The 12,243-nt window shown below is 71.6% G+C and carries 12 protein-coding genes and 1 pseudogene; 5 read left to right on the top strand and 8 right to left on the bottom strand.

Annotated elements, in window-relative coordinates:
* Window positions 1–224: 224 nt before the first annotated feature.
* Window positions 225–707 (bottom strand): CarD family transcriptional regulator, encoded by a 483-nt coding sequence (locus AB0435_RS24645; RefSeq protein WP_003953493.1) that lies wholly within the window; start codon window positions 705–707, stop codon window positions 225–227.
* 545 nt (window positions 708–1,252) lie between these two features.
* On the opposite strand from AB0435_RS24645, the gene AB0435_RS24640 reads away from it, so the two are divergent.
* Complete coding sequence (locus tag AB0435_RS24640; RefSeq protein ID WP_366005512.1) at window positions 1,253–1,939, top strand: DUF461 domain-containing protein; 687 nt, start codon at window positions 1,253–1,255, stop codon at window positions 1,937–1,939.
* 135 nt (window positions 1,940–2,074) lie between these two features.
* On the opposite strand, the gene AB0435_RS24635 is transcribed toward AB0435_RS24640, so the two are convergent.
* Both AB0435_RS24635 and AB0435_RS24630 read right to left on the bottom strand, forming a co-directional pair.
* Entirely contained in the window at window positions 2,075–2,755 is a 681-nt protein-coding gene (locus AB0435_RS24635; RefSeq protein WP_017242433.1) for a response regulator transcription factor, read from the bottom strand.
* Between the two features lie 58 nt (window positions 2,756–2,813).
* Complete coding sequence (locus AB0435_RS24630; protein WP_366005513.1) at window positions 2,814–4,049, bottom strand: ATP-binding protein; 1,236 nt, start codon at window positions 4,047–4,049, stop codon at window positions 2,814–2,816.
* A 226-nt stretch (window positions 4,050–4,275) separates the two neighbouring features.
* Between AB0435_RS24630 and phoU the strand changes: the two genes are divergently transcribed.
* Entirely contained in the window at window positions 4,276–4,965 is a 690-nt protein-coding gene (gene phoU / locus AB0435_RS24625; RefSeq protein ID WP_366005514.1) for a phosphate signaling complex protein PhoU, read from the top strand.
* A gap of 346 nt (window positions 4,966–5,311) precedes the next feature.
* Here the strand turns inward: phoU and AB0435_RS24620 are convergent, their stop codons facing one another.
* The 3 genes from AB0435_RS24620 to AB0435_RS24610 form a co-directional block, all read right to left on the bottom strand.
* Window positions 5,312–6,055 (bottom strand): class F sortase, encoded by a 744-nt coding sequence (locus AB0435_RS24620; protein ID WP_366427966.1) that lies wholly within the window; start codon window positions 6,053–6,055, stop codon window positions 5,312–5,314.
* A gap of 23 nt (window positions 6,056–6,078) precedes the next feature.
* Window positions 6,079–6,780, bottom strand: coding sequence for a hypothetical protein (locus tag AB0435_RS24615; protein ID WP_366005516.1), 702 nt, complete (start codon window positions 6,778–6,780; stop codon window positions 6,079–6,081).
* Window positions 6,781–6,983: 203 nt separating this feature from the next.
* Window positions 6,984–7,745, bottom strand: a complete 762-nt coding sequence (locus AB0435_RS24610; RefSeq protein ID WP_366005517.1) for a phosphoglyceromutase — start codon at window positions 7,743–7,745, stop codon at window positions 6,984–6,986.
* Window positions 7,746–7,898: 153 nt separating this feature from the next.
* Here AB0435_RS24610 and AB0435_RS24605 point away from each other — a divergent pair, with 153 nt between their 5' ends.
* Complete coding sequence (locus AB0435_RS24605; protein WP_366005518.1) at window positions 7,899–9,179, top strand: MFS transporter; 1,281 nt, start codon at window positions 7,899–7,901, stop codon at window positions 9,177–9,179.
* A 54-nt stretch (window positions 9,180–9,233) separates the two neighbouring features.
* Here the strand turns inward: AB0435_RS24605 and AB0435_RS24600 are convergent, their stop codons facing one another.
* Together AB0435_RS24600 and mshA are read right to left on the bottom strand one after the other, a co-directional pair.
* Window positions 9,234–9,725, bottom strand: a complete 492-nt coding sequence (locus tag AB0435_RS24600) for a YbjN domain-containing protein (RefSeq protein WP_366005519.1) — start codon at window positions 9,723–9,725, stop codon at window positions 9,234–9,236.
* Complete coding sequence (mshA, locus tag AB0435_RS24595; RefSeq protein ID WP_366427965.1) at window positions 9,718–11,079, bottom strand: D-inositol-3-phosphate glycosyltransferase; 1,362 nt, start codon at window positions 11,077–11,079, stop codon at window positions 9,718–9,720. The genes AB0435_RS24600 and mshA overlap by 8 nt, the downstream gene beginning before the upstream one ends.
* A 132-nt stretch (window positions 11,080–11,211) precedes the next feature.
* Between mshA and AB0435_RS24590 the strand changes: the two genes are divergently transcribed.
* Together AB0435_RS24590 and AB0435_RS24585 are read left to right on the top strand one after the other, a co-directional pair.
* A complete protein-coding gene (locus AB0435_RS24590; protein ID WP_366005520.1) occupies window positions 11,212–12,024 on the top strand; it encodes a class I SAM-dependent methyltransferase in 813 nt (270 codons plus the stop codon).
* Between the two features lie 129 nt (window positions 12,025–12,153).
* Window positions 12,154–12,243, top strand: a pseudogene (locus AB0435_RS24585) (NYN domain-containing protein); the annotation flags it as partial.

Raw genomic sequence — 12,243 nt, 5'->3', positions numbered from 1 at the left:
TGACACTGGTCGGGTCGGCTGCCCGGGCCCGGCACGCCAAGCACGGCGTGAAAACCCGGCGCCGGAGCAGAGATGCCGCAGCGCCCGGCGGATGACAGACGTCATCGCGCGGGCACCGCGGCACTTCTTTCGTCCGGCACCTGCTGCGTTGCGCGCAGCGCTGCTGTGCTCCACCGACAGCGAGTGGCTCGATGACGAGCCCCGATGGCGAGTGGAGCGCTGCGTCAGGACGCGAGAACCTCGTCGAGCAGGGCCTCGGCCTTGTCCTCGTTCGTGTTCTCCGCGAGGGCGAGCTCGCTGACCAGGATCTGGCGCGCCTTCGCGAGCATGCGCTTCTCACCGGCGGAGAGTCCGCGCTCGCGCTCACGACGCCACAGGTCGCGCACGACCTCGGCGACCTTGATCACGTCACCGGACGCGAGCTTCTCGAGATTTGCCTTGTAGCGACGGGACCAGTTCGTCGGCTCTTCCGCATACGGTGCGCGCAGCACCTCGAAGACCCGGTCCAGCCCATCCTGGCCGACCACATCGCGCACACCGACGAACTCCGCATTGTCCGCCGGCACCCGAACCGTCAGGTCACCCTGGGCGACCTTCAGCACCAAGTAGGTCTTGTCCACGCCTTTGATCTGGCGAGTTTCGATGGCCTCGATCAGCGCGGCCCCGTGATGGGGATAGACCACGGTGTCGCCAACCTTGAACGTCATGTGACAGGTACCCCTTCCGTGGCTATCCAGTCTAACACGGGAACTGCCCGTTCTGAATGGCGTTTCCGCAGGTCAGGGCATATCTCGGGGCTTGACAACAGCAACCGGAACGTGCTGCGGGAGGGTTCCGGAAGCGGGTATTCGCAGGTCGGAGCCGTTCTTCGGGCAAGGCGAAACGGGCACGTTACACGCGTGCGGAGTGGCTCGCGAGCGGCCGAACGTCCCGTTTTGCCGGGGTCCGGTCGGCGGACTTCCGCTAGTCCGTTCGGGGCCGGAGTCTCTTCGGCCGCCCGGATTCCGGAATTGATCACGGGCGTCTTGATCAATTCCGGGACATCTTCCCGGGGTCTCCCGCATTCCTTGCGGATAATCCCGCGCATCACCCGCCACTCGGCTCCGCGGGCGTTCGGGGCGGATATTCGGCCATGCCGCCGACAGGGGCCTAGTTGACCATGGGGGCGGGTCGGGTGCGAGGGCCCGGACGGGGCTCGGTAACCTAAGCGCGCTGACACACCTCTTACTTCGTCCAAGGAGATGCCGCCGCCGTGAGCAGCAGCCTTCGACGCGGCACTCTCGCCGCTTCCGCCCTCGTGCTCTCGATCGCCTCGCTCTCCGCCTGCGCGGCGGGCAACAGCGCGCAGACGCTTGAGGTCAAGCCGGACAACGCCGCCACCTCGGTCGGCGACGTCAAGCTCCAGAACATGAACGTGATCACCCAGCCGGACCTGGACGCCAAGGGCCCGGCCGTGATCACCGGCAAGCTCTTCAACAACGGCCGCAAGGACCAGACGCTGCGCGCGATCTCCCTGGCCGGCAAGAACGCCACCGTGAAGATCACCCCCGCGAGTGGTTCCGGCCAGCTCGTCGTGCCCGCGGGCGGCTCCGTCGTCCTCGGCGGCAAGGGCAACGCCTCCGCGGTCCTGCCGAACGGCCGCGAGTCGCTCAAGGACGGCGAGCAGCAGAAGCTGACCTTCGACTTCAGCGACACCGGCGCGGTGGACATCGGCGCCTTCGTCGTGCCCGCGAAGAGCTACTTCAAGGAGTGGGGCCCCACCGAGGTGCCCTCCTCCGCCCCGTCGCAGTCCTCCTCCCCGGCGCAGTCCGGCAAGCCGGGCAAGCCCGGCGCCGAGGGCTCCACGGGCGCTTCGGGCGCCCCGGAGGGCCAGCAGGGCGCCGAGAAGCCGGGCGCCGGTGAGCCGTCGCAGGGCGGCCGGCAGCACGCCGGTCACTGACCCTGACGGGCTGACCGGCACAGCGACACAGCAGAGACACGGAGGGGCCCGGAAGCATGTGCTTCCGGGCCCCTCCGTGTCTGTGCGTCGGCTCCGGCGCGCGGGCGGCCGTGCGGCCCCCCGTACGCCCGCCCGCTACGGCTCGAACTTGTAGCCCAGGCCGCGGACCGTCACCAGATAGCGCGGCGCGCCCGGGTCGGGCTCGATCTTGGCGCGCAGCCGCTTGACGTGCACGTCGAGGGTCTTGGTGTCGCCGACGTAGTCCGCGCCCCAGACCCGGTCGATGAGCTGCATACGGGTGAGCACCCGGCCCGCGTTGCGCAGCAGCATCTCCAGGAGGTCGAACTCCTTCAGCGGCAGGTCGACCTTGCCGCCCGAGACGGTGACGACGTGCCGGTCGACGTCCATCCGGACGGGGCCCGCCTCCAGGGCCGCGGGGGTGACCTCCTCGGGCTCGCCGCGGCGGCGCAGGACGGCCCTGATGCGGGCCACCAGCTCGCGGGAGGAGAAGGGCTTGGTCACGTAGTCGTCGGCTCCTATTTCCAGGCCGACGACCTTGTCGATCTCGCTGTCCTTGGCGGTCACCATGATGACCGGGACGTTGGAGCGCCCCCGCAGCTGGCGGCAGACCTCCGTGCCGGGCAGGCCGGGGAGCATCAGGTCGAGCAGGACCAGGTCGGCGCCGTTGCGCTCGAACTCGTCCAGCCCGTCGGGCCCGGTGGCGGCGACGGCGACCTCGAACCCTTCCTTGCGGAGCATGTAGGACAAAGCGTCGCTGAAGGATTCCTCGTCCTCGACGACGAGCACACGGGTCACGGGTGGACCTCCGGTCGGGTCTCTGTGGGGGCAACGGGGGTCGTTCCCCGAACACGGGTCACGGAAGCACCTCCGGGGTGGGAAGGTGTTCGCTGATGAGGGTGTCGTCGATGCGGCGGGGGCCGCGGCGGTCCCGGTCGCGGACCGATCCGGCCTCCGGGAGCCGCAGGGTGAAGGTGGAGCCCTGGCCTTCGGCGCTCCAGACCGTGACCTCCCCGCCGTGCGAGGCGGCCACGTGCTTGACGATGGCGAGGCCGAGGCCGGTCCCGCCGGTGGCGCGCGAGCGCGCCGGGTCGACGCGGTAGAAGCGCTCGAAGATCCGCTCGCGGTCCTTCTCCGAGATGCCGATGCCCTGGTCGGTGACGGCGATCTCGATGAGGTCGCCGCCGGGCGCGGCGATGTGGCGGGCGGCGATGCCGACGCGCGTACGGGCGGGGCTGTAGTTGACCGCGTTCTCCACGAGGTTGCCGAGCGCGGCGGCGAGCTGGCCGCGGTTGCCCCAGACGTGCAGGTCTGCGGTGCCCCCGGCGGCCATGGTGATCTGCTTGGTGCCGGCCTGGTGGCGGCAGCGGTCGATGGCCTCGGCGACCAGCTCGTCGACCCGGACGGGCTCGGAGTCCTCCAGCGGGTCGTCGTTCTGCACGCGGGAGAGGTCGATGAGCTCCTGGACGAGGTTGGTGAGCCGGGTGGCCTCGATCTGCATCCGGCCGGCGAAGCGGTTGACGGCCTCGGGGTCCTCGGCGGCGTCCATGACGGCCTCGGACAGCAGGGAGAGCGCGCCGACCGGCGTCTTGAGCTCGTGGCTGACGTTGGCGACGAAGTCCCGGCGCACGGCCTCGATGCGGCGCGCCTCGGTGAGGTCCTCGACCAGCAGCAGCACCAGCCGGGAGCCGAGCGGTGCCACTCTGGCCGAAACCGCGAGGGCGTCGCCGCGGCCCGTGCCGCGCCGCGGCAGGTCGAGCTCGACCTGGCGTATCTCGCCGTCGCGGCGGGTGTCGCGCGCCATCTGGAGCATCGGCTCGACGGCCAGCTTCCCGCCGCGGACCAGCCCCAGGGCGTACGCCGCGGAGCTGGCCTTGACCACGGTGTCGGCCTCGTCGAGGACGACGGCCGAGGAGCGCAGCACCGACAGCACCGTGTCGACGCCGGGAGGGAGCACGGCGTCGGTGTGCAGGGAGCTGCGGGTGGGCCTCGCCTGGTCCCGTTCGCTCCAGCGGAACGCCAGCATGGCGATCACCCCGGTGCACAGACCGGCGATCGCTGCCGCTGCGGCGACGGCCGCGTTCACGTTCATGAGTCAAGGTTATGCGGGGCCCGGGACGCATCCACAGCCAAACGAGTGCCATCTCGAACATACGTTGCTGAGAGTTCACCTTCAGGACAGCACGGATTCACTCCGGAGGCCGCGGGCCGTAGCGTTCCGGCCGGAACGTGGGATCCGCCGGCGGAAGCGGTCCGGGCACGCGACGGGACCGCACAGCTCCGCACGGCGTTCCATCGAGCAGGAGAGAAGGTCAGGGATGCGGGACGCGTACCACGAGGAGCTCGACTCGATCGGCGAGGGCCTCGTCGAGATGGCCCGGCTCGTCGGTTCCGCGATCGGGCGCGCCACCACGGCGATCCTGGACGCGGACCTCAAGCTGGCGGAGTCCGTGATCGCCGCGGACGCCAAGGTGGACGACCTCCAGCGGGACCTGGAGGCGCGGGCGATCGCCCTGCTGGCCCGCCAGCAGCCGGTCGCCACCGACCTGCGGATCGTGGTGACGTCGCTGCGCATGAGCGCCGACCTGGAGCGCTCCGGCGACCTCGCGCAGCACGTGGCCAAGCTGGCCCGGCTGCGCTTCCCGGACACGGCGGTCCCGCGCGACCTGCACGCCACGATCCTGGAGATGGGGCAGCTGGCGCAGCGCCTGATGGCCAAGGCGGGCGAGGTGATCATCACCAAGGACGTCGATCTGGCGCTCCAGCTGGAGCACGACGACGACGCGATGGACCTGCTGCACCGCGCGCTCTTCCAGCATCTGATGGACGACCGCTGGCAGCACGGCATCGAGACGGCCGTCGACGTGACGCTGCTGGGTCGCTATTACGAGCGGTTCGCCGACCACGCGGTCTCGGTCGCCAAGCGGGTGGTCTATCTGGTGACCGGCGAGCACGCCGACGAGCTGGCCCAGGGCGAGGGGCGTACGGGAGCAGTGGACGGCGCGTGATCTCACGGAGTGCGCCGATGCGCCCTCCGTGCGCCCGGACACCCGTACGTGAGGGGCATTGACGGGCGAAGCGGACCGTCCTTGACTGAGAGTCAGGCAGACCACCCTTCGAGGAGGTACCGCAGATGACCCACACCCCTCCGACCCCGGCCTCAGGCTGTCAGTGCGGCCCCGGGTGCTCGTGCGGCTGCCAGTCCGGCGGACCGTGCCAGTGCGGCGGCGGCTGCGGCTAGCCGCACGCGCGCACGTCACTCACGGAAGTGGGCCCCCGGCCGGATGTGTCTCCGGCCGGGGGCCCACTTCCGTTCTGTGTTTCCGTGCTTCCGTGCCGTGCCCGGCTCCCGCGTCACGTGTCCGGCGGGGGCACGGGAGCGGGGGGCGGTGGCACCGGAGCGGGGGGCGGTGGCGGGGGCTTCGGCTCCGTGCTGCCGGTGAGATAGGCGTAGACGACGATGTTCGCCAGGTAGGTGTGCTTGTTGCGGTCGTAGTCACCGCCGCACGTGAGCAGCCGGAGCTCGGGGCGGTCCGGGTCGTCCTTGTAGCGCGGGCCGTAGACCTTCTCGTCGTCCCAGTGGTCGTTGGGGACGACGGAGACGTCCTCGACGGTGAACTCGGCCGTGGAGCCGTCCGAGCGGGAGACGTCGATCTTCGTGCCGGGCTTGGTGTTGCTCAGTTCGTAGAAGACGGCCGGGGCCTGTTTGGTGTCCACGTGGCCGACGAGGACGGCGACGCCCGGGGTGCCGGGCTGCGGGCCGTCCTGGTACCAGGCCACGGTGTTGGCCCGTTGGTAGGGGGGCGCTTCGACGCCGCCCTGCGCGTCGAGGCCGTGGGCCTCGATGGGGGCTTTGATCCCCAGGGGCTTGACGACCAGTCCTTGGGGGCCCGCCCCCGGCAACGGTTCGTGTACCGGGGGCAGGCCGCGCGCGGGAGGGTGGCTCTTGGCGGTGGCTCCACCGGTCTTACGGGCCTTGACGATCGCGGGCTCGTCGGCGTCGCCACCACCTACCAGGCACAGGGCGAGCGCTACGGCCGCCCAGGCCACCCCTGTCAGCAGGCGCCTGGTGTGGCCGCCTGTGCGCGGTTCTGACATGTCACCTGTTTCTTCCCGTCACATCACTGCTTGGCCGAGGCGGCCCGGCGGCGGTACCAGAACATGCCACCGGCTATGCCGGCAGTGGCTCCCGCGGCGAGGATGAGGACGGGGGTGTCGCTGGACGACTCCGTGGAGGAGGCCATCAGTGCGGTGGCTCCACCACCCGCGTGGGCGTGCCCGTGCGGACGGTGCTCGTCGTGGCGACCCTCGTGGTCGTGACGGCCGTCGTGCCGGCCGTCGTGGTCACCACGTCCGTCGTGGTCACCACGCCCGTCGTGCCGGCCGTCGTGGTCGTCACGGCCGTCGTGGCGCCCGTCGTGGTCGTGACGCCCGTCGTGCCGGCCGTCGTGGTCGTCGCGCCCGTCGTGGCGGCCGTCGTGGTCGCCACGTCCGTCGTGCCGGCCGTCGTGGTCGCCGCGCCCGTCGTGCCGGCCGTCGTGGTCGTGACGCCCGTCGCCGTCGTCGTCGCAGTCGTCGTCGTCACGGCCGTCGTGCCGGCCGTCGTGGTCATGACGCCCGTCGTGGCGGCCGTCGTGGTCCCAGCGACCGTCGCATTCGTCGCAGTCGTCCCTGTCGTGGCCGTGGCCGGTGGCGGGGACCGCGGTCTTCTCGACCGGGGTCGCCAGGTTGCCGAGGTGGCCGAAGGCGTAGGCGGGAGCTGCGGGCACCGCGCAGGCCGCGACGACCGCGGCGCCGCACAGAGCGGTACGGATTGAATCCATGGTGTTACCTCCTTGACAAGAGGCTCACCCCGCTACTCACGCGCCGCATCCGCACCGTGCTTCTCTTGCTCCATTCGGTGACCAACTCGCTCTCCGTCACCGCGCGGGACCCCGCGAAAAGGCCCCCTTCCCACGGCGGAACCGCAGGCAGGGGGCCTTTTCCGGACGCGCTCAGGGCGCGGCGCGTCCGTGGTCGGAACGGGTTACTTCTTCTTGCCCTGGTTCTTCACGGCCTCGATGGCGGCCTTGGCGGCCTCCGGGTCGAGGTAGGTGCCGCCCTTCTTGACCGGGCGGAAGTCGGCGTCGAGCTCGTAGGAGAGCGGGATGCCGGTGGGGATGTTCAGGCCCGCGATGTCGGCGTCGGAGATGCCGTCGAGGTGCTTGACCAGGGCGCGCAGGGAGTTGCCGTGCGCGGCGACCAGGACGGTGCGGCCGGCCAGCAGGTCCGGGACGATGCCGTCGTACCAGTACGGCAGCATGCGCGTGACGACGTCCTTGAGGCACTCGGTGCGCGGGCGCAGCTCGCTCGGGATCGAGGCGTAGCGCGGGTCGTCGCTCTGCGAGAACTCGGTGCCGTCCTCAAGCGCGGGCGGCGGGGTGTCGTAGGAGCGGCGCCAGAGCATGAACTGCTCCTCGCCGAACTCGGCCAGGGTCTGGGCCTTGTCCTTGCCCTGGAGGGCGCCGTAGTGGCGCTCGTTCAGCCGCCAGGAGCGGTGAACGGGGATCCAGTGGCGGTCCGCGGACTCCAGCGCGAGCTGCGCGGTGCGGATGGCGCGCTTCTGGAGGGAGGTGTGGACCACGTCGGGGAGCAGACCGGCGTCCTTGAGCAGCTCGCCGCCGCGGACAGCCTCCTTCTCGCCCTTCTCGTTCAGGTTGACGTCCACCCAGCCGGTGAACAGGTTCTTCGCGTTCCACTCGCTCTCGCCGTGGCGGAGGAGGATCAGCTTGTACGGTGCGTCGGCCATGCCCATGAGCGTAATCGACGGCAGGGGTGGTGCCGCCCGCCCCTGCCGTGGTACGGACGATTGACCGCTGCCGTCAATTCGGTGGCGCCCGGTGATCCGGTCTCTGTAAGTTGCGGGCTTCACAGGAGACGCTTACACATCGGGGGTTCGGGGATGTCGGTAGCGAGCGTGGGGCGCGCCGCCAGGGAGAGCGTGTCGGGGTTGCCCCGGGAGTTCTGGTGGCTGTGGACCTCCACCCTGGTCAATCGCCTGGGGGCGTTCGTCTCCGTCTTCCTGGCCCTCTATCTCACCGTCGACCAGGGCTATTCCGCCTCGTACGCGGGGCTGGTGGCCGCCCTGCACGGTCTCGGCAGCGTCGTGTCCTCGATCGGCGGGGGCGTGATGGCCGACCGGCTGGGCCGCAGACCCACGCTGCTGATCGCCCAGACCTCGACCGCGGTGTCGGTGGCCGTGCTCGGGTTCGTGCAGAGTCCGGTGGCCATCGCCGCGGTCGCCTTCGTGGTGGGCATGGCCTCCAACGCCTCGCGGCCCGCAGTGCAGGCGATGATGGCGGACATCGTGGCGCCCGAGGACCGCGTGCGGGCCTTCGCCCTCAACTACTGGGCCATCAACCTCGGCTTCGCGATCTCGTCGGCCGCGGCCGGGTTCATCGCGCAGTACAGCTACCTCGTCGGCTTCCTCGGCGAGGCGCTCATGACGCTGGTGTGCGCGGTCCTCGTCTTCATCAAGCTGCCGGAGTCCCGCCCGGCCGCCGCCGAGGCGGCCACCGGTGCGGAGGGGCCCGCGGTCAGCATGGGCACGGTGCTGCGCGACGGGCGCTACATGAGCGTGGTCGGGCTGTCCTTCCTGCTCGCGCTGATCTTCCTCCAGTCCTCGGTGGCGCTGCCCGTGGCCATGGCCAAGGACGGTTTCTCCACCAGTGACTACGGCATGGCGATCGCGGTCAACGGCGTCCTGATCGTGGCTCTCCAGATCCCCGTGACCCGCTTCATCGAGCACCGCGACCCGGGCCGGCTGCTGGTGATCTCCGCCCTGCTCGGGGGGTACGGGTTCGGGCTCACCGCCTTCGCCGGCGGGTCGCTCGCCGCCTATGTGCTGACCGTCTGCGTCTGGACGCTGGCGGAGATCGTCAACTCCCCCACGCAGATGGGCCTCGTCGTGCGCCTCTCCCCGGTCCACGGGCGCGGCCGCTACCAGGGCGTCTATTCGCTGTCCTGGTCCGGCGCCGCGCTGGTCGCCCCGCTGGCGGGCGGCGCGGTGCTCGACCACTACGGGGCGGACGCGCTGTGGGCGGGCTGCGCGGTGGTGGGCACGGTCGCGGGCGCGGGTTACTGGGCGCTGACGCGCACGCTCTCCCGGGGCTCCGCGCCCCGCCCGGACCGCCGGGTGGAGAGCGCGCCCGAGCCCGAGGGAGCGAGCATGTCGGGCGCGTGAGGGCGCGGGGCCGAGCCCCGGGAGAGCGTGCGCGTCAGCCCCGCTCCTCCCGGCTCAGCCCCGCTCCTCCTGGGTCAGGCGTGCGAACGCCTCCAGGTTGCGCGTCGACTCGCCGCGCGACGTGCGCCACGCGTACTCCTTGCGGATCGCGCTCGCGAAGCCCATCTCCAGCAGGGTGTTGAAGCTGCCGTCCGCGTTCTCCAGCACCGTGCCGAGGATGCGGTCGATCTCGTCCGGGGTGACCGCGGCGAGCGGCAGGCGACCGACCAGATAGATGTCCCCGAGCCGGTCCGTCGCGTAAGCCACGCCGTACAGCCGCGTGTTGCGCTCCAGCAGCCAGCGGTGCACCGCCTCGTGGTTCTCGTCGGGGCGGCGCACGACGAAGGCGTTGACCGACAGCGAGTGCTTGCCGACGACCAGGGACACGGTCGTCGACAGCTTGCGGGTGCCGGGGAGTTTGACCACATACGTACCGTCGGCGGGGCTCTCCCATTCGAGGCCCGCCTCGTGGAACGTCTGCTCGATGACGGATTTCGCGTCAGACATGCGACGAGCGTAGGCGACGCCGCCGGTCCTGGACCGCGGCGGAGTACACGTCCGCCGTGGCGGCGGCCGCCGTGTCCCAGCCGAAGGACCGCGCGTGCCGGGCCGCGGCCGCGCCCATCGCGTCCGCGAGCGAGGGCTGGTCGGCGAAGCGGCGCAGCGCCCGCGCGTAGTCGGCGGGGTCGTGGCCGTCGACGAGGAAGCCGCTGACGCCGTCCCGCACGGCCACCGGCAGCCCGCCCACGGCCGCCGCGACGACCGGCGTGCCGCACGCCTGCGCCTCCGCGGCCACCAGGCCGAAGGACTCGCTGTACGACGGCATGACCAGCACGGACGCCGCGCGGTACCAGTCCGCGAGCTGCTCCTGGCCGACCGGCGGCCGGAACCGTACGACATCGGTGATGCCCAGCCGGGCGGCCAGCTTGTGCAGCTCCTCCGGCTTGGCCAGGCCGCTGCCGCTGGGGCCGCCCACCACCGGGACGACCATCCGCCCGCGCAGGCCCGGGTCCTGGTCGAGGAGCTCGGCCACCGCGCGCAGCAGGATGTCCGGCGCCTTCAGCGGCTGGATGCGCCCCGCGAAGAGCGGGATCAGGGCATCGGCAGGCAGCCCGAGCCGCTCGCGCGCCGCCGCGCGGCCGCCGCTCGGGGTGAAGCGGTCGAGGTTCACACCGGGGTGGACGACGGCGACCTTGCCGGGCTCGGCGTCGTAGTGCCGTACGAGCTCCTCGGCCTCGCCCTCCGTATTGGCGATCAGCCGGTCCGCCGCCCGGACGATCTGCGTCTCGCCGATCACGCGCGCGGCGGGCTCGGGGGTGTCGCCGGCGGCGAGCGCGGCGTTCTTGACCTTCGCCATGGTGTGCATGGCGTGCACCAGCGGCACGCCCCAGCGCTCCGCCGCGAGCCAGCCGACGTGCCCGGACAGCCAGTAGTGCGAGTGCACCAGGTCGTAGTGGCCCGGCCGGTGGCCCGCCCACGCCTGCATCACGCCGTGCGTGAAGGCGCACAGCTGCGCGGGCAGCTCCTCCTTGGCCAGCCCCTCGTACGGGCCCGCGTCGATGTGCCGCACCAGGACGCCCGGGGCCAGCTCCACGGCGGGCGGGAGGGTCCCGGTGGTGGCCCGGGTGAAGATCTCGACCTCGATGTCGAGCGTGGCCAGGCGCTTGGCGAGCTCGACGATGTAGACGTTCATGCCGCCCGCGTCGCCCGTGCCGGGCTGGTGCAGCGGCGACGTGTGGACGCTCAGCATCGCTATGCGGCGGGGGCGCCGAGGGGTGCCGATGCGACGCAGGGGGCTCTGGGCGAAGGTGCCGAGCGCGCGGCCACGGCGTGCGCCGAGCCTGGATGCGTACTGGCTCACCGGGTGAGTCCTCCGTCCGCTTCTTGGGGGCATGCAGCGCGTTACACGGGGGCAACGTCGCGGAGGTCGCCTCCCATTTCCCCTTTACCAAAGTGTGACCCGGGGACGGAGGGCTGACCTACAGTTGAGCGCATGGCCAGCCGTACCGCCCCCGCCCGCCGCCCCATAGGGACGGCCACCCGGGGGACCACCAACCCCAACCGGCTGCGCCGCATGGACCGCTGGATCGCCCACACCCACGGCCCCGCCCTGCGCCGGAGCGGTGACCCCGTCGCCGTCGACCTCGGCTACGGAGCGGCCCCCTGGACCGCCGTCGAGCTGCTCACCCGGCTGCGCACCGTGTGCCCGGGGGCGGAGGTCGTCGGCGTGGAGATAGAGCCCGAGCGGGTCGCCGCCGCGAAGCCGTACGAACGCGACGGCCTGACCTTCGCCCACGGCGGCTTCGAGGTCCCCCTCGGCGGCGGCCCGGACCGCGCGCCCGCGCTGATCCGGGCGGCGAACGTGCTGCGGCAGTACGACGAGGACGAGGTCGCCGCCGTCTGGTCCCGCCTCTGCGCGCGCCTCGCGCCGGGCGGCCTGCTCGTGGAAGGCACCTGCGACGAGATCGGCCGCCGGCACGTCTGGGTCGCCCTCGGCCCGGAGGGCCCCCGCACGGTCACCTTCGCGGCCCGCCTCGGCTCCCTGGACACCCCCTCCGACCTGGCAGAACGCCTGCCGAAGGCCCTCATCCACCGCAATGTCCCCGGCGAGCCGGTGCACGCGTTCCTCCGGGACTTCGACCGGGCGTGGGCGGCGGCCGCGCCGTATTCCGCGCTCAGTGCGCGGCAGCGGTGGATCCGTACGGCGGGGTCTTTGGCGGACTCGTGGCCGTTGACGGACGACGCGCGGCGGTGGCGGCAGGGCGAGCTCACGGTGCGCTGGGAGGCGCTTGCGCCGCGCGGCTAGCGGTTGGTTTTCCCCCAGCCCCGCCCCTTCCCGAACTGGGGGCAAGCCCCCAGACCCCCGATTTCAGCCCGTCCGGCGGTTGAGGACGCGCCCGGAGGGCGCTGGGGTCCGGGGTCTCCCCGGTTTCGCTTCGACCTCGACGCCGAAGGACTGATCGAGGCGTTCATCGACAAGGCCCGCATGATCTTCCCCGACAGCAGGCTGCTGCGGGTCTACTGG

The organism is Streptomyces sp. NPDC051173 (genome assembly GCF_040689515.1).
Classification (GTDB): domain Bacteria; phylum Actinomycetota; class Actinomycetes; order Streptomycetales; family Streptomycetaceae; genus Streptomyces.
This window is presented reverse-complemented; position numbering and strand designations above follow the sequence as displayed.